This is a genomic window from Cysteiniphilum sp. GTC20157, assembly GCF_055396795.1.
In genome coordinates this window covers 68,366-93,337 of sequence record NZ_AP044698.1, presented here as the reverse complement: position 1 = coordinate 93,337, position 24,972 = coordinate 68,366, and the positions used below count along the sequence as shown (strand labels likewise).

19 protein-coding genes, 2 tRNA genes and 3 rRNA genes are annotated in these 24,972 nt (G+C 41.3%); 9 read left to right on the top strand and 15 right to left on the bottom strand.

Annotated features, from left to right (window positions below):
- Positions 1 to 12: 12 nt before the first annotated feature.
- Both ACZ5V8_RS00255 and ssb read right to left on the bottom strand, forming a co-directional pair.
- Positions 13 to 615, bottom strand: coding sequence for a M15 family metallopeptidase (locus ACZ5V8_RS00255; protein ID WP_464217896.1), 603 nt, complete (start codon positions 613 to 615; stop codon positions 13 to 15).
- A 17-nt stretch (positions 616 to 632) separates the two neighbouring features.
- Complete coding sequence (gene ssb / locus ACZ5V8_RS00250) at positions 633 to 1,160, bottom strand: single-stranded DNA-binding protein (protein WP_464217895.1); 528 nt, start codon at positions 1,158 to 1,160, stop codon at positions 633 to 635.
- A gap of 269 nt (positions 1,161 to 1,429) precedes the next feature.
- Between ssb and ACZ5V8_RS00245 the strand changes: the two genes are divergently transcribed.
- Together ACZ5V8_RS00245 and ACZ5V8_RS00240 are read left to right on the top strand one after the other, a co-directional pair.
- A complete protein-coding gene (locus tag ACZ5V8_RS00245) occupies positions 1,430 to 1,942 on the top strand; it encodes a RipA family octameric membrane protein (protein WP_440617567.1) in 513 nt (170 codons plus the stop codon).
- A 3-nt stretch (positions 1,943 to 1,945) separates the two neighbouring features.
- Entirely contained in the window at positions 1,946 to 3,208 is a 1,263-nt protein-coding gene (locus tag ACZ5V8_RS00240; RefSeq protein ID WP_464217894.1) for an aspartate aminotransferase type Ic, read from the top strand.
- Here the strand turns inward: ACZ5V8_RS00240 and ACZ5V8_RS00235 are convergent.
- From ACZ5V8_RS00235 to ACZ5V8_RS00185, 11 genes are all read right to left on the bottom strand, one after another.
- On the bottom strand, positions 3,205 to 4,122 hold the full coding sequence (locus ACZ5V8_RS00235; RefSeq protein ID WP_464217893.1) for a Dyp-type peroxidase: 918 nt from the start codon (positions 4,120 to 4,122) through the stop codon (positions 3,205 to 3,207). The two genes, ACZ5V8_RS00240 and ACZ5V8_RS00235, sit on opposite strands and share 4 nt — an antisense overlap.
- Entirely contained in the window at positions 4,122 to 5,615 is a 1,494-nt protein-coding gene (gene glpK / locus ACZ5V8_RS00230) for a glycerol kinase GlpK (protein ID WP_464217892.1), read from the bottom strand. Before glpK ends, ACZ5V8_RS00235 begins: the two co-directional genes overlap by 1 nt.
- A 184-nt stretch (positions 5,616 to 5,799) precedes the next feature.
- Positions 5,800 to 5,914, bottom strand: a 5S ribosomal RNA gene (gene rrf / locus ACZ5V8_RS00225).
- 46 nt (positions 5,915 to 5,960) lie between these two features.
- Positions 5,961 to 9,878 (bottom strand): 23S ribosomal RNA (locus ACZ5V8_RS00220).
- 165 nt (positions 9,879 to 10,043) lie between these two features.
- A tRNA-Ala gene (locus tag ACZ5V8_RS00215) sits at positions 10,044 to 10,119 on the bottom strand.
- A 135-nt stretch (positions 10,120 to 10,254) separates the two neighbouring features.
- Positions 10,255 to 10,331 (bottom strand) — tRNA-Ile (locus tag ACZ5V8_RS00210).
- A 204-nt stretch (positions 10,332 to 10,535) separates the two neighbouring features.
- Positions 10,536 to 12,248 (bottom strand): 16S ribosomal RNA (locus ACZ5V8_RS00205).
- Together the 16S, 23S and 5S rRNA genes with 2 tRNA genes alongside form the textbook arrangement of a ribosomal RNA operon.
- A 256-nt stretch (positions 12,249 to 12,504) precedes the next feature.
- Positions 12,505 to 13,647 (bottom strand): ABC transporter permease, encoded by a 1,143-nt coding sequence (locus tag ACZ5V8_RS00200; RefSeq protein WP_464217891.1) that lies wholly within the window; start codon positions 13,645 to 13,647, stop codon positions 12,505 to 12,507.
- Positions 13,644 to 14,558 (bottom strand): ABC transporter ATP-binding protein, encoded by a 915-nt coding sequence (locus tag ACZ5V8_RS00195; protein ID WP_464217890.1) that lies wholly within the window; start codon positions 14,556 to 14,558, stop codon positions 13,644 to 13,646. The genes ACZ5V8_RS00200 and ACZ5V8_RS00195 overlap by 4 nt, the downstream gene beginning before the upstream one ends.
- Positions 14,558 to 15,553 carry an HlyD family secretion protein gene (locus ACZ5V8_RS00190; protein ID WP_464217889.1) on the bottom strand — a complete coding sequence of 332 codons (996 nt, stop codon included), beginning with the start codon at positions 15,551 to 15,553 and terminating at the stop codon, positions 14,558 to 14,560. Before ACZ5V8_RS00190 ends, ACZ5V8_RS00195 begins: the two co-directional genes overlap by 1 nt.
- 3 nt (positions 15,554 to 15,556) lie before the next feature.
- Positions 15,557 to 16,324: a hypothetical protein gene (locus tag ACZ5V8_RS00185; RefSeq protein ID WP_464217888.1), complete on the bottom strand. Its 768-nt coding sequence runs from the start codon at positions 16,322 to 16,324 to the stop codon at positions 15,557 to 15,559.
- 98 nt (positions 16,325 to 16,422) lie between these two features.
- Here ACZ5V8_RS00185 and ACZ5V8_RS00180 point away from each other — a divergent pair, with 98 nt between their 5' ends.
- The 4 genes from ACZ5V8_RS00180 (at position 16,423) to ACZ5V8_RS00165 (ending at position 20,417) form a co-directional block, all read left to right on the top strand.
- The gene (locus ACZ5V8_RS00180; RefSeq protein ID WP_464217887.1) at positions 16,423 to 17,010 is read left to right on the top strand and encodes a D-sedoheptulose-7-phosphate isomerase; all 588 of its coding nucleotides are present in this window, start codon (positions 16,423 to 16,425) and stop codon (positions 17,008 to 17,010) included.
- Positions 17,011 to 17,045: 35 nt separating this feature from the next.
- Positions 17,046 to 17,393, top strand: a complete 348-nt coding sequence (locus ACZ5V8_RS00175) for an outer membrane protein assembly factor BamE (RefSeq protein WP_464217886.1) — start codon at positions 17,046 to 17,048, stop codon at positions 17,391 to 17,393.
- 77 nt (positions 17,394 to 17,470) lie between these two features.
- Positions 17,471 to 19,177: a type IV-A pilus assembly ATPase PilB gene (pilB, locus tag ACZ5V8_RS00170; RefSeq protein WP_464217885.1), complete on the top strand. Its 1,707-nt coding sequence runs from the start codon at positions 17,471 to 17,473 to the stop codon at positions 19,175 to 19,177.
- A gap of 19 nt (positions 19,178 to 19,196) precedes the next feature.
- A complete protein-coding gene (locus tag ACZ5V8_RS00165) occupies positions 19,197 to 20,417 on the top strand; it encodes a type II secretion system F family protein (protein ID WP_464217884.1) in 1,221 nt (406 codons plus the stop codon).
- A gap of 9 nt (positions 20,418 to 20,426) precedes the next feature.
- Here ACZ5V8_RS00165 and ACZ5V8_RS00160 read toward each other — a convergent pair whose 3' ends face one another.
- The gene (locus tag ACZ5V8_RS00160; protein ID WP_464217883.1) at positions 20,427 to 21,347 is read right to left on the bottom strand and encodes a hypothetical protein; all 921 of its coding nucleotides are present in this window, start codon (positions 21,345 to 21,347) and stop codon (positions 20,427 to 20,429) included.
- Between the two features lie 150 nt (positions 21,348 to 21,497).
- Between ACZ5V8_RS00160 and ACZ5V8_RS00155 the strand changes: the two genes are divergently transcribed.
- The 3 genes from ACZ5V8_RS00155 (at position 21,498) to ACZ5V8_RS00145 (ending at position 23,196) form a co-directional block, all read left to right on the top strand.
- Positions 21,498 to 21,743, top strand: coding sequence for a hypothetical protein (locus tag ACZ5V8_RS00155; RefSeq protein ID WP_464217882.1), 246 nt, complete (start codon positions 21,498 to 21,500; stop codon positions 21,741 to 21,743).
- Positions 21,744 to 21,947: 204 nt separating this feature from the next.
- Positions 21,948 to 22,457 carry a helix-turn-helix domain-containing protein gene (locus ACZ5V8_RS00150; RefSeq protein ID WP_464217022.1) on the top strand — a complete coding sequence of 170 codons (510 nt, stop codon included), beginning with the start codon at positions 21,948 to 21,950 and terminating at the stop codon, positions 22,455 to 22,457.
- A gap of 64 nt (positions 22,458 to 22,521) precedes the next feature.
- The gene (locus ACZ5V8_RS00145; protein WP_464217023.1) at positions 22,522 to 23,196 is read left to right on the top strand and encodes a transposase; all 675 of its coding nucleotides are present in this window, start codon (positions 22,522 to 22,524) and stop codon (positions 23,194 to 23,196) included.
- Positions 23,197 to 23,246: 50 nt separating this feature from the next.
- Here the strand turns inward: ACZ5V8_RS00145 and ACZ5V8_RS00140 are convergent, their stop codons facing one another.
- Positions 23,247 to 24,941 (bottom strand): TolC family protein, encoded by a 1,695-nt coding sequence (locus ACZ5V8_RS00140; RefSeq protein WP_464217881.1) that lies wholly within the window; start codon positions 24,939 to 24,941, stop codon positions 23,247 to 23,249.
- Positions 24,942 to 24,972 lie beyond the last annotated feature (31 nt).

Here is a 24,972-nt window from a genome sequence, read left to right as displayed (position 1 = left end):
GTTCTTTTTTAATTACACAATATCAAAATCAAACATTTGATTAGCAAATGGCTCATCGAGCAATCGAAAGTGCCACCATTCTGTCGCTATTGGTTCAAACCCAGCATTTAACATTGCTTGACGCAATAATGCTCGATTGGCAATTGCTTCTTTTGAAACTTCATTATTGTCGGGGTGAGATAAGGGATCCATATAATCAAAGATCGTACCCATATCCAGCGCTTTGCCCTGTTGATTAACCAAAGTTAAGTCAACCGTACTGCCACTACAATGCTTTGATGTTTTATTAAAATAGCCTTGCCCAAATAAGTCAGCTTTACTTAAGTTAGGGTAATACTGACGTTGCGTGTGATTATCATGGGGATCCTGTGCCCATTGCCAAAAATCATCAACGGCTTTAGCAGGTCGATAAGCATCCCAAATCAATAAGCTCAACTTATGCTTAGCTACACTTTGAGCCACCTGCTGCAATGCAGCGTAACAGGCTTTAGTCATCAAGCATTTATTCGCATAATAGCCTGCTATACCCCTGCCTGCGATATTATCATCATAGCTATATTTAATATCCCAACGCATTGGGTCAGATTGGGTTAACTCAATAAACTCGCTATGCATAGGACAACTACCGAATATTAGAAAGGAATATCATCGTCATCAAAGTCATTAAGTTGACTCAAATCCGGTTGTGCTTGCGGCTTATTTTGTTGTTGTGGCGCCTGATTGAATGCACCAGCTGCAGGCTGCTGTGGTTGCGCTGATGGTTGGTTAAATTGTGGCTGCGAATAGCCTTGCTGAGGGTTAGCATTGTTTTGACTATCACTTCGCCCACCCATTAGTTGCATTTCATTGGCAACAATCTCAGTTGTATAACGCTCTTGACCGTTTTGATCTTGCCATTTATTCGTGCGAATACGCCCTTCAATATAAAGTAATGAACCTTTTTGTGTATACTGAGCAACTGTTTCTGCCTGCTTTCCAAAGACCACCACACGATGCCATTCTGTATTTTCAACAAACTGCCCTGTTTGGCGATCTTTATAGCCATCATTGGTGGCTAGTCGCAAATTCGCTACTGACATACCGCTTGGCATATAGCGCACCTCAGGATCCGCACCCAATCGTCCAAGCAAAATCACCTTATTTACTGTACCTTTAGCCATAAATCACCTTTTTATTCTGATTATTCTAAACTTTCTTTAATCTAAAATTTACCGACCTATGGTATCACAATGATTGCAGCGTTAACACGATTAGCGTGTAAGATTATTGACAAACTTCATAAGCTAATGAACTGTCATGCAATACTTTATTCCTAGAACCCAGTTCATCATTTTTTATTAAACAATACGCCATTTTGCCATAGTCCATTGCCTGCAAATCTGCTAATCTGAGTGATGTAAAACTGATAACAAATTGGAGTTAATCATTCATGAGTCGTTATGATAACATCAACATGGATAATTTATGGAATGAAGAACAAGATCATTTCAGTAATGAACAATACTATTCACTGTTGATAGAACAATATAAAATCTACGTTGAGATGGCAGATCGCGCAAGCTTCCGCCGCGTATCAATCAACCTATTTTTCCTTATCACCAATATCGCCATCGTTGGCATTATGGCGCTTGGCATTAGTCGCTCAAGCACTGAATTATCACTTGGTTTACTAGTCTTGCCTTTGTTGGGATTATTAGCCATTTGCTACTGTTGGTGGCGAGTGGTACGTTTTTATCGCCATACGGTTAACATCAAAGAACAAGTCATTGGCGCACTCGAAAAACGTCTACCTTCCAGTCCAATTTTTTCCGCTGAGCGCGTTACTGCACTGCAAAAAGGCTCTTTCACGCCACTTAAACGTATTGAAACTTATATGCCCTTTGTATTCTTCTTGTTATATATTGGCATCTACATCTATCTTTTGATTGCTTGGGGGAAATAAGTAATGACTGCAACTTTAATCAAAGATGAACTGGTACAACTAAAGACACGGCACCAATCTTTTATTGATCAGGGTTTAAAACTTGATATGACACGTGGCAAGCCATGTGTTGAGCAGCTTAATCTATCCGATGAATTGCTTAACAATCTTAACCATCAGGATGTCGTTGTTGCACCTGATTATCGCAATTACAGTCCGCCTGATTTACTTACAGGACTTCCTGAAATCAAAACACTTTTTGCTGATGTTCTTGGTATTAATACTGACCAAATAATTGTTGGTGGCAACTCATCACTTAATTTGATGTATGACACGATCATTAAAGCGCTCATTCACAAACTGCCAAATCAGGCAAAAAGTTGGTCTGAACAAGGGAAAATCAAATTTTTATGCCCAACCCCTGGTTATGATCGTCATTTTGCCATTTGTGAGTCTTTCGGCATTGAGATGATCAATATCCCTTTAACTGGCAATGGTCCAGATATGGATCAAGTGGAAAAACTTGTTGCCAATGACAGCAGTATCAAAGGCATGTGGTGTGTACCTAAGTACAGCAACCCAACGGGTGAAAGCTACAGTAATGATACGATCAAGCGTCTTGCTGCGATGACAACATCAGCAAGTAACTTTAGAATTTTCTGGGATAATGCCTATGCTGTACACCACCTAGATATGCAGGATCAAGCTGAGATCCTTGATATTCTTAGCGAGTGTAGCACAAGAGGTAATCCAGATCGTGTATTTATGTTTGCTTCAACCTCAAAAATTACCTATGCTGGCGCTGGCGTTGCCGTTATTGCCGCTAATAAAGGCAATTATGATTGGTTAGTACAACATTTAAAAACACAAACCATTGGTCATGATAAGATTAATCAGCTACGCCACTTAAGGCTTCTTCCAAATAAAGAGGCTTTTATGCAACACATGGCAAAACATGCCGCTATTTTAAAACCTAAGTTTGATATTGTGAATGAAGTGCTGAGCACTGAGCTTGGCACAAATGGTCAATTTGCACAGTGGCATGAGCCTAAAGGTGGCTATTTCATTAGTTTTGACAGCCAACCAGGACTTGCTAAGAAAATCGTCAAAATGGCGCAAGATGCGGGTGTTAAATTAACTAATGCAGGAGCCACTTATCCTTATGGCAAGGATCCAAAAGATTGCAATATCCGCATTGCACCTTCGTTGCCAACGGTCTCTGAGCTTAAAGTTGCCACTGAAGTGTTAGCCGTTGTTACCAAAATTGCGACACTAGAAGCAAATTAATTATTGATAAACTTAGGTAAAACCAACTTACCTTTAACAAAAGGTGGGCACCATAAAAACTGAGTTGACAGTACCTTTGAGAACTTAAACAATCCATCGACAATGCCATCTTCGTCACCTGCCATCCGCGCAAATTGTGCCTCAAATGGATAAAAGCTCGTGGCAAAGCACGAGAATATTAGACCTCCTTCAAGCTGATCATTAATCCATGGCATCGATCGGCGCCACATAAACGCTTCAGGATCAAAGCTCTCTTGTGCCGTGCGTTTTACATGGGCAAACGGCTTATTATCTTCAAATTCACGATTATCATCCAAGCTTCGCCCAATAAGTTCTTCTTTGACCTGTTGACTCGCTTTATCAAGCCAACTAAAGTCATGCTGCCACTTTTGAATACTCCAAAAACTCGAACCATCCAAACTTTTATCATCACTGACAACAATCGCAGTATTAAATTGCTCATCATCTTTAGGGTTCTCGGTACCATCTTCAAAGCCAGACAAATCATGATCAACCATTTTGCCTTCTTGCTCATAGGTTAAATAAGTGCAAGCACGTGATATATCGGTACACTTAAAGGCACCATTTGCAACAGCAATCATTTGACGCGCCTTATGCATTAACATACCTTGATCATTATCTCTCAACCAAAGCACTAAATCACAGTGTGTTTTAGGCGCAAGTTTTTGCTGCTTTACGGTTGGCGTATATGCTTTGAAATCATTTTTTAGCTCCGTTTTATGCATAAGCGTCTCACCTAAACCAATCACGGTAGATTGACCATCAATAAGTTGGCGTAAGCTTTGCATCACTTCATTTAATTTGCTTTTATCCTCTAAGACAAAAAATAAATAAATCGCCGATGACGGTAAATTTTCTAAAATGCCTTGCTGATATTTTGGAACTTGCATCATTATTCTTCACTCCATCCTTTTGCTCTTGTCACGGCTTTGTGCCAATAATTAGTATATTGTGTGCGTAGTTCGTTATTAAGTGAGCTTGTAAACTCCTTTTCAACTGACCATAATGATTTTAATTCATTAACATCTGACCAATAACCAACAGCAAGACCAGCTAAATAAGCAGCTCCTAATGCGGTTGTCTCTAATACTTGTGGGCGAATAACCTTAGCATTAAGCATATCCGCTTGAAATTGCATTAAAAAGTTATTTGCCACAGCCCCTCCATCCACACGCATTTCAGTCAAATGAATACCCGTATCTGAGACTTTGGCACTAACGATATCCATTACTTGATAAGCAATGCTCTCTAGTGCTGCGCGCGCAATATGCGCTTTAGAGCTACCTCGCGTTAAACCAAAGATTGAACCACGTGCTGATTGATCCCAGTGCGGCGCACCCAAACCTGCCATTGCGGGCACTAAATAAACACCACCATTATCAGCAACCGTTAATGCTAACTTTTCACTGTCAGCGGCATTCTGCAAAATTCCTAATTCATCTCTTAGCCACTGAATAACAGCACCACCCATAAAGACACTACCTTCTAGCGCATAGGTGGTTTTGCCATTTAACTGCCAAGCAATTGTTGTTAATAAGTTATTGTTTGAAACTGCTGGGGTGTCTCCTGTATTCATCATCATAAAACAACCCGTACCATAGGTTGTCTTTAACATTCCAGGTTCAGTACACATTTGACCAAATAATGCCGCTTGTTGATCTCCTGCCACACCTGCTATTGGAATTTTTGTCGCAAAGAGCGTAGTGGCAGTTTGCGAATAAACTTCACTTGAGGATTTGACCTCTGGCATCATCTCTTTAGGAATATCAAATAATTTCAATAAATCATCATCCCATTGATTGGTATGGATATTATAAAGCATTGTGCGACTTGCGTTACTTGCGTCTGTTGCATGTAGGCGTAGGTTGGTAAATTTAGCCATAAGCCAAGTATCGACCGTACCAAAGCATAATTTACCTTGCTTGGCCTTTTCACGTGCACCATCAACATGATCAAGAATCCACTTGATCTTAGAGGCACTAAAGTAGGCATCAATCACAAGACCTGTCTTTTCTTGGATCATTTTGGCATGACCTTCAGCTTTTAACTTATTACAAAAATCCGCTGTGCGTCTGTCCTGCCATACAATTGCATTATAAATCGGCTTACCTGTATCACGCTCCCAAACAATCGTTGTTTCACGTTGATTGGTAATGCCAATAGCGGCAATATTCTTACCATTAATACCCGCTTTAGTAATCGCAGTTGCAGCAACTCCAGCCTGTGTGCTCCAAATTTCCTTAGGGTCATGCTCAACCCAGCTTGGTTTTGGATAAATTTGCCTGAACTCTTGTTGTGCCATTTCAACCACTTGACCTTTTTGGTTAAATATAATCGCACGTGAACTCGTTGTACCTTGATCGAGTGTTAAAATATATTGTGACATGAATACATCTCCTTATCAGTAACTCCGACAACATGATATACGGGATGGCTGCCAAGATACAAATATAAAGAAAGCTTTTTTAAGAAACTCGGAATCCACAAAGCAAAAAGGCACCGTTAGGTGCCTTTTGATATTGTGCTATTAGTTTATTTTGCGATGTCCCATCGTCTTTCAATGTCGAATAATTTGGCGGTGTCCTACTTTCACATGGCGAATGCCACACTATCATCGGCGTTATTCAGTTTCACTTCTGAGTTCGGAATGGAGTCAGGTGGTACCTAAACACTATTACCGCCAAAATCTTAAGCTTCTTTACAGAAACCTCTAACAATCTATCATAGAGTAATAACCAAGTCTCTCGGGCAATTAGTACTGGTTAGCTTCATACATTACTGCACTTCTACAGCCAGCCTATCAACGTCGTAGTCTTCAACAACCCTTCAGATCAGAGAACAGATGACTGAAGACTGATGACAGATAATCGAATCGCTTCGCGATGATCTAATTTAAATATTAAAACCATCAAGCTTGCTTGATCCATATTCTGTCTTCTGTCCTCTGTGTTCTGTCCTCCAATAGGGAGATCTCATCTTGAGGCTGGCTTCCCGCTTAGATGCTTTCAGCGGTTATCCATTCCGAACGTAGCTACTGGGCAATGCCTCTGGCGAGACAACCCAAACACCAGCGGTTCGTTCATCCCGGTCCTCTCGTACTAGGAACAAACCCTCTCAAATCTCCTACGCCCACGGCAGATAGGGACCGAACTGTCTCACGACGTTCTAAACCCAGCTCGCGTACCACTTTAAATGGCGAACAGCCATACCCTTGGGACCTGCTTCAGCCCCAGGATGTGATGAGCCGACATCGAGGTGCCAAACTCCTCCGTCGATATGAACTCTTGGGAGGAATCAGCCTGTTATCCCCGGAGTACCTTTTATCCGTTGAGCGATGGCCCTTCCATTCAGAACCACCGGATCACTAAGACCTACTTTCGTACCTGATCGAGCCGTCACTCTCTCAGTCAAGCGCACTTTTGCCTTTATACTCTTGGTGCGATTTCCGACCGCACCGAGTGCACCTTCGTACTCCTCCGTTACTCTTTGGGAGGAGACCGCCCCAGTCAAACTACCCACCATACACTGTCCTCGGCTTCCGCCTGAGTTAGAACTCCAAAAATATCAGGGTGGTATTTCAACGTCGACTCCTCCAGAGCTAGCGCCCTGAATTCATAGTCTCCCACCTATCCTACACAAATATTTTCAAAGTCCAGTGCAAAGCTATAGTAAAGGTTCACGGGGTCTTTCCGTCTAACCGCGGGTACGCAGCATCTTCACTGCGATTTCAATTTCACTGAGTCCCAGATGGAGACAGTGTGGCCATCGTTACGCCATTCGTGCAGGTCGGAACTTACCCGACAAGGAATTTCGCTACCTTAGGACCGTTATAGTTACGGCCGCCGTTTACCGGGGCTTCGATCCAGAGCTTCTCCTACCACTTAATTACTCTGTCAATTCTTCTCTTAAGCGCTGATATAGCAAAACCCTCATTCGATTCGCTCGCTTTAACTTAGCTTCTCTCAACCTAGCAAGCTTCTCACTTGCATAAGCTTCGTAGTAGACAAGAATCCAATCTCTCGTCTGACTTGTGTATTTACTTCTACCTGACTTATGCGAATCAATTCTCCTTCTTAGGTCTTTACTATAACCCAAGTAAAAATTATCTAACGCTTTTGAATAAATCACGTATACATAATACATATCAAACTCCAAAATAATTAAGTGGTAGGATAACCCCTTCAATTAACCTTCCGGCACCGGGCAGGCGTCACACCCTATACTTCCTCTTTCGAGTTCGCAGAGTGCTGTGTTTTTAGTAAACAGTCGCAGCCACCTGATATCTGCAACCCCTTCAAGCTCCAGATGTTCATCCTTCACCCTAACGGGGCACACCTTCTCCCGAAGTTACGGTGTCATTTTGCCTAGTTCCTTCACCTGGGTTCTCTCATCGCCTTGGTATTCTCTACCCACCCACCTGTGTCGGTTTACAGTACGGTCAATCATAATCTATGCTTAGAAGGTTTTCCTGGAAGCAGAGCATCAATCTCTTGGCTAAACTCCGAAAAGTTTAGTTCCGTCTCACGCCTCAGATCAACATGTATCCGGATTTACCTAAATACACTACCTACACGCTTTCACCCGGACAACCATCCGCCGGGCAGACCTAGCTTTCTCCGTCTCTCCATCGCAATTACAATCGGTACAGGAATATTAACCTGTTTCCCATCGACTACTCCCTTCGGATTCGCCTTAGGAGCCGACTTACCCTACGTTGATTAACATTGCGTAGGAAACCTTGGGTTTTCGGCCAATAAGAATCTCACTTATTTATCGTTACTCATGTCAGCATTCGCACTTCTGATACCTCCAGCAAACTTCTCAATTCACCTTCTTCAGCTTACAGAACGCTCCCCTACCACTCAGAGGACAGATGACAGATGACTGAAAACAGATAAATCAAAACTACATCCATTTCTTATGAAGACCACTTAACATCTTTGCTATATCTCGATATTCATCACTAAATCTTTCACAATCAGACTTAGCAATATAATCCAAATCGTAACAATATCTTATCCATACTCGCATCTCTTCCGCTGACCCAATCGCTATTGCTAAATAACGCTTAAAATCAACTTTGGATATACTCTGCTTACCAAATCCTTCCGCAATATTTGCACAAATTGATTTACTCGCTCGCCTTACTTGATCTGCCAGAGCATATTGCTCAACTTTAGGCATCTCTAAACTTAGCTTGTGTATTTCCAATGAAACTTTATATGCTTTCTGAAAAACCATTAAGTCTTCAAACTTCTCTATAGCTTTCATTATTCTGTCCTCTGTCTTCTGTTTTCTGTCCTCTGAATCCGCAGCTTCGGTGTATCGCTTAGCCCCGTTAAATCTTACGCGCAAGCCGACTCGACCAGTGAGCTATTACGCTTTCTTTAAAGGGTGGCTGCTTCTAAGCCAACCTCCTGGCTGTCTATGCCTTCTCACATCGTTTCCCACTTAGCGATAACTTGGGGACCTTAGCTGGCGGTCTGGGCTCTTTCCCTCTCCACGACGGACCTTAGCACCCGCCGTGTGTCTCCTGTGATTCAACTTCGTCGTATTCTAAGTTTGCATCGAGTCGGTAAGGTCGCAAAACCCCCCTAGTCGAAACAGTGCTTTACCCCAACGAGTCATTCACAAGGCACTACCTAAATAGTTTTCGGGGAGAACCAGCTATCTCCGCGCTTGATTAGCCTTTCACTCCGATCCACAACTCATCCCATAATTTTGCAACATTACCGAGTTCGGTCCTCCAGTTGGTGTTACCCAACCTTCAACCTGGTCATGGATAGATCGCGTCGGTTTCGGGTCTACTCCTAGCGACTAGCCGCTCTATTAAAACTCGCTTTCGCTACGGATCCCTTATGCAGTTATCCTCGCCACTAAAAGTAACTCGCTGACCCATTATACAAAAGGTACGCCATCACATCTCTTAAAAATGCTCTGACTGCTTGTACGCAAACGGTTTCAGGTTCTATTTCACTCCCCTTATCGGGGTTCTTTTCGCCTTTCCCTCACGGTACTGGTTCACTATCGGTCAGTCAGTAGTATTTAGCCTTGGAGGATGGTCCCCCCATCTTCAAACAGGATTTCACGTGTCCCGCCCTACTTATTCGTATATCTAGTTCCACCTATAAATTTTCGTCTACAGGGCTATCACCTGCTATGGCCATCCTTCCCAGAATGTTCAACTAATCTATACGCTAAAATATACAAGGCTACTCCCCCTTCGCTCGCCGCTACTAAGGGAATCTCGGTTGATTTCTTTTCCTATGGGTACTTAGATGTTTCAGTTCCCCACGTTCGCCTTCAGATGACGGAAAACAGAAGACAGAAGACAGTTGTTGAATCGCTGTGCGATACCTTAAACTTTAAAAATAATTACTTAAATTTAAAATTAAATATCACGTTTCTAAAATCAACTTACTGTTTCCAATCCGCTATTTTCCGCCATCTGAATGATCAGAAGACATAAGGCATAGATAAAACAAAAAACTTCTGTCCTCTGCCCTCTGTCTTCTGATCGGGTTCCCCCATTCAGACATCTCCGGATCAATGTTTATTTGCCAACTCCCCGAAGCTTTTCGCAGGCTATCACGTCTTTCATCGCCTCTGACTGCCAAGGCATCCGCCGTTTGCGCTTATTCTCTTGGTCATTACTCTATAATAAATTGTTAAAGATCTCTGTTTCGGATGACCGAAGACTGTGGACTGATGACAGATAATTCCACGCTCACCGATGATTCAATTTAAACATTAAAACCATCAAGCTTGCTTGATTCAAACTCCGTCTTCTGTCCTCTGTCTTCCGTCATCTGGATGGTGGAGCCAAGCGGGATCGAACCGCTGACCTCCTGCGTGCAAAGCAGGCGCTCTCCCAGCTGAGCTATGGCCCCAATTCAGAGGACAGAGAGCAGATGACAGAGAACAGATCTTTGTATCGCTTCGCGATGATTCTTTAAAATAAAAATCGTGCAGCTCACTGCACTCAAAATTACTGTCTTCTGTCTTCCGTCCTCTGTCTTCTGATATGGTGGGTCTGAGTAGACTTGAACTACCGACCTCACCCTTATCAGGGGTGCGCTCTAACCAGCTGAGCTACAGACCCATGCCTGAAAACAGAAAACTGAGAACAAAGGACAGTATTCGAATCGCTTCGCGATGAATTAATTTAAATATTAACCCTTCAAGCTCGCTTGACTCAATTTCTGTCTTCTGTCTTCTGCCTTCTGTCTTCCGGACTAAAAAACATCAATTGTAAACACTTAAATACTTCTCGCACTTTCTTATATTCTTTGTACTTTCGTACCTTTAAGGAGGTGATCCAGCCGCAGGTTCCCCTACGGCTACCTTGTTACGACTTCACCCCAGTCATGAATCACAAAGTGGTAAACGTCCCCCCTACCACTTTTACCATCTCAACAGCCAACAAACAATCATCAACATATCAAAATAATAAAAGTGGTAGGGTTAGACTATCTACTTCTTTTGCAACCCACTCCCATGGTGTGACGGGCGGTGTGTACAAGACCCGGGAACGTATTCACCGCGGCATTCTGATCCGCGATTACTAGCGATTCCGACTTCATGCTCTCGAGTTGCAGAGAGCAATCCGGACTACGAACACCTTTCTGAGTTTCGCTCCAGCTCGCACCTTCGCCTCCCTCTGTAATGCCCATTGTAGCACGTGTGTAGCCCTGCCCGTAAGGGCCATGATGACTTGACGTCGTCCCCACCTTCCTCCGCCTTATCAGCGGCAGTCTCTCTAGAGTGCCCAACTTAATGATGGCAACTAAAAATAAGGGTTGCGCTCGTTGCGGGACTTAACCCAACATTTCACAACACGAGCTGACGACAGCCATGCAGCACCTGTCTCATAGTTCCCGAAGGCACAAATCCATCTCTGAATTCTTCTATGGATGTCAAGGGCAGGTAAGGTTCTTCGCGTTGCATCGAATTAAACCACATGCTCCACCGCTTGTGCGGGTCCCCGTCAATTCCTTTGAGTTTTAACCTTGCGGCCGTAGTCCCCAGGCGGAGTACTTAACGCGTTAGCTGCGCCACTAAATCTTTTACACCAGATCCAACAGCTAGTACTCATCGTTTACAGCGTGGACTACCAGGGTATCTAATCCTGTTTGCTACCCACGCTTTCGTCCCTCAGTGTCAGTTTAACCCCAGATTGTTGCCTTCGCCATTGATGTTCCTTCCGATCTCTACGCATTTCACCGCTACACCGGAAATTCCCCAATCCTCTAGTAAACTCTAGTTAAACAGTATCAAATGCAGTTCCCAGGTTGAGCCCAGGGCTTTCACATCTGACTTATCTAACCACCTACGAACCCTTTACGCCCAGTAATTCCGATTAACGCTCGCACCCTCCGTATTACCGCGGCTGCTGGCACGGAGTTAGCCGGTGCTTATTCTTTAGGTAACGTCAAATTATCTAGCTCTTAACCTAACAACCTTCCTCCCTAACTAAAGTGCTTTACAACCCTAAGGCCTTCTTCACACACGTGGTATTGCTGGATCAGGGTTGCCCCCATTGTCCAATATTCCCCACTGCTGCCTCCCGTAGGAGTCTGGGCCGTGTCTCAGTCCCAGTGTGGCTGATCTTCCTCTCAGAACAGCTATGGATCATCGCCTTGGTCAGCCTTTACCCAACCAACTAGCTAATCCAACGCAGGCTCATCGTACAGCGACAGCACATAAGTGCTACCTTTGACCCGAAGGTGTCATGCGGTATTAGCAGTCGTTTCCAACTGTTGTCCCCCACTATACGGCAGATTCCTACGCGTTACTCACCCGTCCGCCACTAGCCAGAAGACAGAGGACTGAAGACGGAGGACAGATCATTTGTATCGCTTTGCGATGATTATTTTAAATTTAAAATAATCGTGCAGCTTGCTGCACTCATAATTACTGCCTTCTGTCTTCTGTATTCTGTCTTCCGAACCCGTTCGACTTGCATGTGTTAAGCATACCACCAGCGTTCAATCTGAGCCAGGATCAAACTCTTCAGTTTAAATCCTTAGATCATTAACTCCAGTCCTAAAACAAGAACTAACAACCCGCAAAAATTCTTGCTCAAAGTATTTAAGTATCTACATTTTATATCTCTTTAAACATCTCTTAAACCTTGCTACCAAGGCATTCTCGCGAACATTCTCGCCAAGAACGAGGTGCCATTATACACACCAATTCCAACCCCGCAACCCCTTTTTTCATCTTTTTGTGTTTTTATTTAAAATCGGTCAAAACACATCCCGTTTAATAGAAATTTACAATGTTTGACGATACCGCTTAATGCATATTACGCCAACCATCAACACAAAGATGAGTATTGGCCACACACTAGAAAATACTTGGGCAAATTCATTACCCTTTAACACAATTCCTCTGATGATTCTCAAATAATGCGTTAGCGGCAATACCTCACCAATATACTGCGCCCAAACTGGCATGCCATAAAATGGGAACATAAAACCTGACAACAGCAGCGAAGGCAAAAAGAAAAAGAATGTCATCTGCATTGCCTGAAGCTGCGTCTTGGCAATGGTTGAAAAGGTAATGCCAACCAAAAGATTGGCTATAATAAACGGCAAAGTCGCTATAATCAGTAAAAGCACATTACCATAGAAAGGCACCTTAAAGAGCATTATTGCTGCGTAAAGAATCAGGCATAACTGCGCATAACCCACCAGTATATAGGGTGTAATTTTACCCAAAATAACTTCAAGCGGGCGCACAGGCGTTGCCAAAAGAGACTCCATCGTCCCAACTTCACGCTCACGCGTAATTGCAAGACCTGTCACCATTACCAATGTCATCGTTAGGATAACACCTGCCAAACCAGGCACAATATTGTACTGAGTAATCTGTTCAGGATTATATTTATTATGCACAACCACGCTGAATGCTGACTGACCTGACTGCAGATATGAGAAACCATTTTTACTAAAGTCACGCGTGAAAACTGTATTTGTTAAATCTTTAAGCGCATTAATCGCATTACCTGAAGCAGAAGGATCGCTGCCATCAGCAACTAAAAGTATTTGTGGCTTTTGACCACGCAACATCTCTTTTGTAAAACCTGCAGGAATCTCAACAACAAACTGAGCTTTGGCTTCTTGCATCAGTGTTTGCGCTTCTTCTTTGGCAATATTCACATATTTGATATCAAAATATTGACTATTTTGTAACGCCGAAACTAATTGCCTTACTTGCGGTGTGTTGTCATAAACATTCAAAACGGTAGGCAAATGCCGCGGATTGGTGTTAATCGCAAATCCAAACAAAATTAATTGAATCAAAGGAATTCCAACCACCATACCAATGGTAACCTTATCACGTAGCATATGCGTAAATTCTTTCATCATCACAGCGATATAGCGCTGCAAACTAAAACCATATTGAAACTTCATGAGAAATTATCCTGATGCTGCTGCATTAAATGAATGAACACATCTTCTAAGGAAGGTTTAATCTCTTGCCATTCATAGTGACAATTTTGCTGTAGCACATCGTTAATATCAGTATTTTTTAACGCACTAACGTGCAAATCAAGTCCAAAAGCTGAAACCTGAACAATTTTATTGTTTTGCGCTAAGTCTACACGCAACTGTGATAAATTTTTCCCGCGGACAACCCATGTTCTCAATCCCGCCAAATCTATCACTTTCGCGCATGTGCCACTAACCAACAAATCACCATAAGCAATATAAGCCAATTTATTGCAACGCTCAGCTTCATCCATATAGTGTGTACTTACCAGTGTCGTAATTCCTTGTTGAGACAATCGAAAAATTTCATCCCAAAAATCACGTCGCGCCTTAGGGTCAACACCTGCTGTTGGTTCATCTAATAACAACAACTCAGGTTCATGAATGGTTGCCACACCTAGAGCAAGTCGCTGCTTCCAGCCACCTGATAACGTCCCTGCTAATTGTTTTTTACGTGCCTGACCAATCTCTAGCTGCTCAATAATTCGCTGAACTTTCTCTTTGCGATTAGCTACATTAAAAAGTCGCGCAAAGAAATTCAGATTCTCTTCTATCGTCAAATCAGCATAAAGACTAAACCGTTGTGTCATGTAGCCAACCTTTTGCTTAATGAGACTCCCTTGAGTTTTAATATCATAGCCCAAACAAGTACCCTGACCACTATCAACCTCAAGCAGTCCACAAATCATCCGAATAGTGGTTGTTTTACCAGAACCGTTAGGTCCAAGAAAGCCATAAATATCACCCTTTTCAACTTGAAGATTGATATTATTAACAACTTTTTTGCCATAAAAGCTTTTACTGACATTTTGCACATCGATGACCAAAGACATCACGACTCCTTTGTCAAATAAACGCTCACGGGCTGTCCAGGGTGCCAGTTTTTCATCGCTTTTTTATCAATTTTTGCTTCAACTTTAAAGCTTAAGTCTGCACGTGTTGACTGACTATAAATAACCGGCGGTGTATACTCTGCTTCAGGTGAAACATAGCTTATCGTGGCACTATTATTTTGACCTAATCCATCAACGCGAAAATAAACCATTTGCCCAATCGCTATTTGATGTAGATCAGGCTCAGGCACATAGAAAATAAGTTTTATTTGCTCTGGAATTAATAGTGACACAATTGGCTTATAGCTTTGAACTTCCTCATTTGGCCAATAATAGGTATCAAAAACCATCGCATTACTTTTGGCAACAATATTTGTCTGATCAGCATACCACTGCGAAAGTGCTTGATTTTTTTGACTTGACACAACCTTTGCTTTGGCACTTTGAATCTGTTTTTCACGCGCCTTAAGCTTATAGGTTACCAATTCTGCTTTAAGTGTTTCTAATTGCGCTACTGCTTGGTTGTATTTAGAGAGATCTAAATCGTAGGCTTGTTGGGAAATACTACCATCTTTTATTAAAGTCTGTGATCGCTCATAGCTTAACCTAGCATACTCAAGATCAGCCTGTGCTTTTTTAATTTCAGCTTCAACTTGATCAATATAAGGTCTACGCTTCCCTGTAAGTAAATCCTCATAAGTATACTGATTCGCTAGCACTGACGCCTTATCCACCTCCGTTTGCAACTGATACGGCGCCTTCTCCAAGGTGAAAAGTAACTGACCTTTTTTAATCAACTGCCCCTTGTGCACATCGAGACTGACTAATCGACCTGAAACACTGGATGAAATATAACTTAAATTCGCCTCAATATAACCTGGTAAAGCTTTTGAGTCTTGGTGCGACATGCGCCAATATAGCGTCACAATGACAACAATCAAAACCAACGAAACGATCGCAATCAGCTTATACACAGACTTTATAGGCTTCATCATAATTTACCTTTGGCTTATAGGCATATCATCACGCGCATTAAGCTCATCAAATGCAGCGACCATAATCATAATGATAAGTGGCAAAGTGAGTGCATCAACAAAAACAATAACAACATGCTCAATGCCAAAGTTCATGTCACCTGCATGACCTATTGCCATAAATAACGCGTAGACAACATATTTAAGTAAAAGCACCAACATAACAATAAAGCCTAATTGCAAGGCATAAAGAAGGTTGCCTGTTAATAAGCGAAAATTCTCACGAAAGCTCATCATGACACCGACATTACCAAGAAGCACTGTGGGTAATAAGATCAACGTGAAACTTGCTGCTAACCACAGACCAAATATATTTAAGAAGCTCGCCAAGAACCATAGAAAGCCATTTAAAATGCAAACCATCAAGAATAAAGGAAAGCGCTTTTTGAAAATGATGGACGCTTTTTTGATTGTCTCTTTTTGCGCCACACCTTCTTTAAGGTAATTACCGCCAACACATACCAAAAGCCCATAAACGCACATGGTCACAAACATTGAAAATAGACCTAAAAACGCCAAGAATTGCGCATCTGGTAAGCTATCTGGCAATTTCCCTGACTGCATATAGCTTTGTATTGCCTCACCAACACCAGAATTTAGAGCATACAGTTTAAAATACTCAGCAATCGCCGCGCTGACCATTGCCAATAAAAAGCACGATTTTAGTGTTGCACGATACATCTGCCATGCACTTTTGAGTGTATTAACAATAGCACCTTTGTGTTTTAACATTGATTATTTCCGTAAAGCCATTTGACCTAAAAATGTTATTGTGGCAGATTAATCAAATCTTATAGTTATATCAATGCTTAGATGGCAGGAATTTAAATATGGAATTCTCAGATCGCGTTAAAGATCATTTCAGCAACTCAATTCAAACAAGCATCCTAATTGCCGATGGTCTAGCCGATGCCATCGCTCATGCAGGTCAAGTGTTGGTATCAAGTATTTTAGCTGGCAAGAAGATCTTAAGCTGTGGCAGTGGCGGATCTGCCGCACTTTCTAATTACTTTAGCACCCAACTGCTGCATAAATTCTCCATGGAACGCCCGGCATTACCCGCAATCTCTCTATCTAGTGATACTGCGGCATTAACTTCTATTGCCAATGATCATAGCTTTCGTTATGCTTTTTCACAACAAATTAGCGCCTTAGGTCAGCCTGAAGATATTCTATTATGCATGAGCACCTCAGGAAATGCTGAAAGTATCGTAGAAGCTATCAAAGTAGCACACGAAAAAAATATGCATATTATTAGCTTAACCGGCAAAGATGGTGGTAAGATACGTGCCATGTACAGGTCGAGTGACCTTGAGATTTGCATCCCTTCTGAGCAAGTTGCTTGCATCCACGAGGGACAATTGACAGTGATAAATTGTCTTTGTGAAGCAATCGATCATGGTCTCTTTGGCGTATAACCCAATACATAATTTGAGTGATAAAAGTTATAAATATGAAAAAACAACTTATTTTTTTTGCTACCTGTGGCACGCTTCTACTTTCGGGGTGTAGCATTTTTACTCCGTACACACCACCCATTCAGCAAGGCAAGATCATCTCTCAAGGCATCATGAAACAGATTAAACCGGGGATGACCAAAGAACAAATCAAATATATCTTAGGGACACCGGATGTAATTGATCCTTTTGCACAAGATCAATGGAATTATATCTATAGCTTCCAAAACTCATTTGATGCTCCACGCTCGGAAAAACAGCTCATTTTAACGTTCAAGGGTAACAAACTTACTCAAGTAGGTGGTGACTACTCCCCACCTGAGACCATATACATCAGCAAGTAATTCTTGCCATCACATAGAAAATTCCATTTTTTCCACCTATACTGTCTAGCATGTAATGGATAACCATTTGATTGCTTATGACTCAGCACGGAATCAGTAGTTTTTTACTTAGCCAAAACCTTATTAATAATGATGACCTTGAACACGCCATCGATGAAATAGACAATAGCAATGAGCAGCTCATCACCCATTTAATTCACAATAAACTACTTGATGCCAATGCATTTGCCATTGAATCATCACAGTTTTTCAACTTACCTCTTTTTGACCTTAATGCTTATGATTTGGACTTTTTTCCGCGCGCTTTTCTGGATGAGCGCCTGATTAATGACTACGTCTGTTTGCCGCTTTACAAAAAAGATAAGACACTACTATTAGCAACCAGTGATCCATTAAACTTAAATGCCGTACGTGAGTTTCGCTTTTTCAGTAATCTAGATATTGAACAAGTCATTGTTGATGACAGTCTACTTAGACGTTTGATCAAAGAAGTTACCGAGAATACTACTGATCATGCCATGAAAACACTTGAAGGCATGGACCTTGAGGAAATTGATCTTGATATTGTTGAGGCCGATGATTTTGAGGATGATGATGACTTTGGTGATAACGATGAACCCGTGATCAAATACATCAACAAAATTATTGTTGATGCGATTAATAAAGGAGCTTCTGATATCCACTTTGAACCCTATGCCACTAACTTTAGAATTCGTTATCGTATTGATGGTTTGCTGCAAGAGATTGCCACACCACCACTTAAAATTGCCGCACGAACCGCCGCTAGAATCAAAATCATGTCGCAATTAAATATTGCAGAAAAGCGTATCCCCCAAGATGGACGCTTTAAATTAAAAATATCTAAGACGCATGTTATTGATTTTAGGGTCAGCACCTGCCCAACCGCCTTTGGCGAGAAGGTTGTCTTAAGGATCTTGGATCAAGCCAAAACAAATCTCAGTGTTGATAAGCTTGGTTTTGAACCGCATCAACAAGAAGTTTATCTTGCGGCATTAAAGCAATCCCAAGGAATGATTCTAGTAACCGGTCCAACTGGAAGTGGTAAAACAGTCACACTTTACACAGGATTGCACATCATTAACACCGTTGATAAGAATATTTCTACCGCTGAAGACCCGGTTGAAATCAATGTTAACGGGATTAATCAAGTGCAAATTAATAACAAACAAGGACTTACATTTGCTCGTGCTTTAAAGTCTTTTTTACGTCAAGATCCCGATATTATTATGATTGGTGAGATTCGTGACTTTGAAACCGCTGATATTGCAATCAAAGCGGCGCAAACAGGGCATTTAGTATTATCAACAGTACATACCAATAGCGCGCCTGAGACACTAAACCGCTTATTGGACATGGGCATTCCCCACTACAATATTATCTCTTCTGTGTCACTGATTATTGCTCAGCGTTTGGCACGTAAGCTCTGCCCACATTGCAAAAAACCAGCCCCTGATATTACCCGTGAGCTGTTATTAAACATGGGTATTAGACCACAATATGTTGAAAAAGAATTTACCGCATACACCAATGATCCAAAGGGTTGTGCGCGTTGTTTTAAAGGGTTTCGTGGGCGTGTTGCCATATATGAGGTAATGCCTCTGAGTCTGGCAATGAGCCGTTTGATTGTCGAAGGGCGCAGCACATTAACTTTGGCTGAGCAAGCCCAGCGCGAAGGCATTGACAATCTACAACAATCAGCTTTAATCAAAGTAGTTCATGGTGTCACTTCAATTGAAGAAGCGCATCGTGTTACCTCAATCTAGTATTGATCAAGGTGAATAGATGAAAACAGTAAAAAAAACCAGTATCAAAAAGCAAACATTTCTATGGTCTGGCTATGATCGTCGTAGCATTAAGACCAATGGCATTATTGAAGCAATCAATATTGACCTTGCTAAAGCACAGATTGAACGCAATGGGATTAAAATCAGCAAAATCAAAAAACAACCAATTGAGCTATTCCCACAGCGTATTAAAGAGGCTGAAATTACTTTGCTTGCTCGACAGTTGGCAACCATGGCACATGCAGGAGTTCCGATTATTCGCGCCTTAGATACGATCATGGAATCAAGCAAAAACACCTCGTTTAAGAAGCTTCTTATTCAAATCAAACAAAACGTTGAAAGTGGTAATTCATTTAGTGATACGCTAAAAATGCACCCAAAATACTTTGATAAATTATTCTGTAGCCTGTGTGCTGCCGGTGAAGAATCCGGAACGCTTGATGTTATGCTTGATCGCGTTGCCTCGCATCGCGAATCTGTACAAAGTATTAAAAAGAAAGTTAAAAAGGCACTCACCTATCCTATTATGGTGATTTGTGTTGCCATTATTGTTACCTGGGTTTTACTTAATTATGCCGTACCCGCATTTGCCGATATTTTTATCTCCTCAGGCACTAAGCTGCCAACCATCACGCAGATCACGATTGACCTTTCAGAGTTTAGTCAGAAATACTGGTGGATTTTAGTCGTGGTCGTCGTCGCCACAATTGTGGCATTTAAAGTAGCTAAAAAGCGCTACCCTAAAGTACAAGTATGGATTGACTACACATTACTTAAACTTCCTGTCATAGGCAAAGTCATTCAAAAGTCCTCACTTGCCCGCTTTGCACGTACACTTGAAACAACCTCTTCAGCGGGGATGCCCTTGCTTGATGCATTAACAACAGTTGCTAATGCTACAGGTAATTCACGCTATGAAAAAGCGACGTTGTTTATCAAAGATGAGATCTCCAAAGGGCGAACGATGCTGCATGCTGCCTCTGAAACACATGTTTTCCCGGGACTGATGTTACAGATGATATCAGTAGGTGAAGAATCAGGGCAAGTCGAAGAAATGCTTGCCAATATCGCTAAGATTTATGAAGAAGATGTCGACGTGCTTGTCACTAATCTCAGTAGTGCTTTAGAGCCGATTATCATGATTGTTTTAGGTTGTATCGTTGGCTTTTTGGTTGTTAGTATGTATGTACCGATGTTTAGCTTGGGTGAAGCGCTTTAATGATTGAAGTTAATTAGCACAATCATCCATGCCATTTAATTTGCCCTGTGCTTTTAAATCACTTAATGCTTTCCAGCTGGCATCACTACAACCTTGCGGTTGCGTCTTTGGCATACACCATGCACTCCATGTGCCTTTATCAACGGTTTGTAAGCATTGTTTAAAACCCGCTACTTGTAAATAAGCAGGTGGTAATACTTGCGCTGTTTTCATATTTGCATCCTTTGTTGCAGCCTGTTCATCATCCTTTTGTGCCAACGTCACATAAGCATTCATCACCATTTTTTTCGAAACGCTCAGATTATCGTTATTGCTTGGCGCGGCATCTGCTAGCATATTCACTTTGGTATACATCACCGCACGCGGCTCAACAGAAGATTGACTAACACTATAATTGACTGAACGAATAAAATAATGGCTATTGGTTTTGCTATTGAAGTCATTGACATATTGTTCAATCGATTGATACATCGAAATCATCGTATTATCTTTGGCTTGATCTAACATTTCAGCGGTTGGGTCAAAATTAACGACCTCAACTTTGAAGCGGCTATTATTTGAGTTATTGTTCTTTAACTCTTTTTGCAAGGTTTTGATTTCTTCACTGGTTAAACGCGCTTGAATAACCAATCGGATATTTTGCGCACCGCTATCTGCTTGCTTTTCTTTGTAATCTACCACCTTCCAGTCAATCTTAGGTAAAACACCTGATAGATTTTGAATCGCTGCTTTTTGAATAATCGTATTATCGCCCTGCAAAGCCGTTGCATTGACAATAACATTTACCAATGCAGTCGTTGACTTAACGACGATTTCACTACTTTTAGAAAAACTAATCGTTGACTCTGAAGGTGTATTACTATCAGCATAAGCGCTAATACATAATAGCGATGCCGCACTTAACAACATGACTTTTTTTATTTGATTCATTGAATTTATCCTAAGCAATTTTTATTTAATATAACACTGGCAATTCTATCATTTTTTAAATAACAACCTCTACCATGATCCAGCATTTACTTGCAAATCGATATTTTATCTACGATACTTTGAAGATATTTGACTAAAAGGATTTATCCCATGATGACCAGAAAACAATTAATCAATGCAATATTTATCGGATCATTCGCCATCATACTAAGCGCCTGCACACATAATCAGTTTAGCGCTTTTGACTCGCCGAATGCCGATAGTCAGCCGAAAACACCGGGTTATTACAATCCAAATAATCAAAACTATGCGATGCCGCAAAACCAACAACCGATTGTTGAGAACCAATTCTACTGGAAAGAATCTCATGGCAAATCGGCGGTTGCTCCTGAGTGAACCTAATAGTATACCCATCGTAAATCATTTTGCGGGGTTAGTTGTGAAGTAGTTTGTGTTGATTTTAATTAGTTGACATTTGATAGAGGGAGTAATTGAAGCTCAACTTATTTTTGAATTATTACTACTGCTGCATATTCTAAATAAACAAAGACAAAATGTAGTATAATAAATCCTTATAAATGACTGACTATTAAAGCGACAATGGCAAAGGCTAAACAAGCAATTATTCTGACTGAAAAACAAAGACATATTCTGTCAAAACTGCATACATCAAATACGGGACAATATCGCTATAAACTAAGAGCCAAGATTATTCTTGACAGCGCAGATCATAGACGCACAAAAGATACACTTTCTGAGTTGAATATAGTAGCTAGCACGGTAGGCAAATGGCGTGATCGTTGGAATAATGCTTCAGAAAAACTTGCATGCCTTGAACGAGAAGAAATAAAAGGTATTGAGTATGAGCGAGCTATATGCGAAATACTTGATGATCTACCTAGAGAAGGAACACCTGCAAAGTTTAGCGCAGAGCAAATTTGTAAAATTATAAGCGTTGCTTGCGAAGCACCAGAAAAATCAGGGCTTCCTTTAAGTCATTGGAGTTTACCAAGTTTGGCTGCAGAGTTAGTTAAACGACAAATAGTGGACAGCATTTCAATTTCCCAACTACATGTTTTTTTAAAATCAGGCAGATATAAAGCCCCATAAGGTAAAACAGTGGATACACACACCCATTGAGGATCAAGCCACATTTGATCATGAAGTAGCGCAAGTGTGCAACACCTATCAAAAAGCATATGATGAAAAGGACAATGACATGCTTCAAGTGGTCAGTTGTGATGAGAAAACAGGGATACAGGCATTGGAGCGTCAAATCACTCCAATGAATCTGGATCATTGTGAACGCGTTGATAACAGCTATGAACGCCATGGCACACAATGTTTAATTGCAAATTTTGATATTGCTTCAGGTAAAATAATTGCTCCAACCATAGGTGATACCAGAACGGAAGAAGATTTCAAGAATCATGTCGAGCAAACAGTGCAAACGAAGCCTAAGGCTAATTGGGTTTTCGTTGTTGATCAATTAAATACGCACATGTCTGAAGCGTTGGTTTTGCTAGTGCTTAATTTGTGTGGTATTACTGGGGTGGATATTGGTGAAAAAGGCAAACATGGCGTGTTGAAAAACATGCAAACACGTAAAGCGTTTCTTGAAGATAGTTCACATCGTATTCGGTTTGTATATACACCGAAACATGCTTCATGGCTTAATCAAGTTGAGATATGGTTTAGCATTTTGGTTAAGCGATTACTTAAACGTTTATCTACGAAGTCAACAGTTGAGCTTAAAGATAAAATAACGGCATTTATTGGGTACTTTAATGATGTATTGGCTAAGCCATTTAAATGGACATATAAGGGGAGAGTTCTACAGGCGACATAATATTTACTTATTTAAAGGATGAGGTACTACGGTGGTTAATTGCGCTATTTCTATTCTTTTATCTTGGCGTTATCCTTAGCCGATGCATCTTCTTTATTATCTAGCACTTTTGGTTTTTCTTGATCTTCTGATTTGTCTTTCTCTGATCTTTCTAACAACATATCACTTTTGATCTTATCTAAAGTTGGCTTAATATCCGCATAGGCTTTATCAATCTGATGATTAAACTCACCTTGGCTTTGTGCTTTGAGCACCGAGGTGACTTTTTTCTCAAGCTCAGCTAACGGCATATTGCGCGCTTCAGCAGGCATGATATCTAAACCAATTGATTGATAGAGTTTAGAGAGCGCTTCATGCGCACGCGCTAAGGTGACATCTTTGTCAAACTGTGCCGAAATCGCTTCAATACCTCGACGTATGGTGATTTGCTCATTGCCTTGATTGGCTTTTTCAAGTTTTTCAGCATGTTCAAAAAGCGACATCGATACTTTGGCCTCTTGCACTGCATAGTGAGCATCTTCTTGCCATAATAAATAGTTCGTATAGGCAATACGCACTTGGGTTAATACCGTAATCGTAGTTGCAATTTGTTTTAACTGTTCAAAGCTATGCGTTTGATTGGCAAGATTAATGGCATATGGACCGGTTAATACCGTTTGAATCAAATTAAGCGAGGCACCGATGTTGCCTCCCAACCAGTATTGGTTTTTCATAAACTCATTATTTGTAGCATTATAGCCAAAGGTAAAATCAATACCCGGCAGCATATTGATAATTGCCGCTTGAATCCCTTTTTTGGCAATCTCGGCTTGATATGAAGCTTGGCGTAATTCCGGGCGATATATCAATGCTAAAGTATCCATTTTTTCAAACTGTGGATTAATATCTGGCAGTTGCGCCAAATCAGTCCCTGGATTGGTTAGCTCAAATTCACTGCCTAAAGAGGCATTCATTAAACGCGCTAAAGTGGCTTTCGCATCCGCAATTTGTGCATTTAATTGATTGATTTTACGAATCGCTTTAATTAGTACTTGTTGATAATCAAGCTCAATTTGCGGGGTGTTGGCTTTGCTGCTGGCTGCCTCTTTGGAGCGCTTCAAGGCTAATTCTGCTTTTTCCTTAAAGCGAGTCACTTCAGAAATCATCGTTTGTGCCGTCCACGCCTTCCAGTAAGCGGAAACCACTTCCTGAATCAATTGTTGAGTGATCTTACGACGCTCTTCTTCGGCTATCATCACACGATTAGCTTGTTGTTGCGCTCTGGTGTAACTCAAACCAAGATCCAACAAACTCCATTGCAAACCGTATGATTGATTAATCACCTCGCGCGGGGTGAAGCTCTGATCTCCCGATACGACTTGACCATTGGAGTCTACGAGGTTTTGGATTAAATCATTATTTCTAAAGCTGTAATCAACACCCATATTAAGGGCCGGTAGCATTTCCATATAGGCTGCTTTTAAATTACCCGATTCGAGCATTAATTGTGCTTGTTGCACTTTATGGTCAAGGTTATATTTCAACGTGCGCGCAATCGCTTCAGATAATGTAATCTTATGATTAATCGCCTGTTGCGCATTGAACGCATTATGTAATCCTTTATAGGTATTATTCAATTGCGTTTCATGATCAACTGCTGTTGGCGTAATGCTACAACCGGCCATGATTAACGGCACAAATATCAAAGCAATTTGTTTGACACAAGTGCCTTTCCTGCATCCTAGTTCCTTTTTATAAATACCCATAATAACTTTCTCCTTCTTTAAATGATTCAAG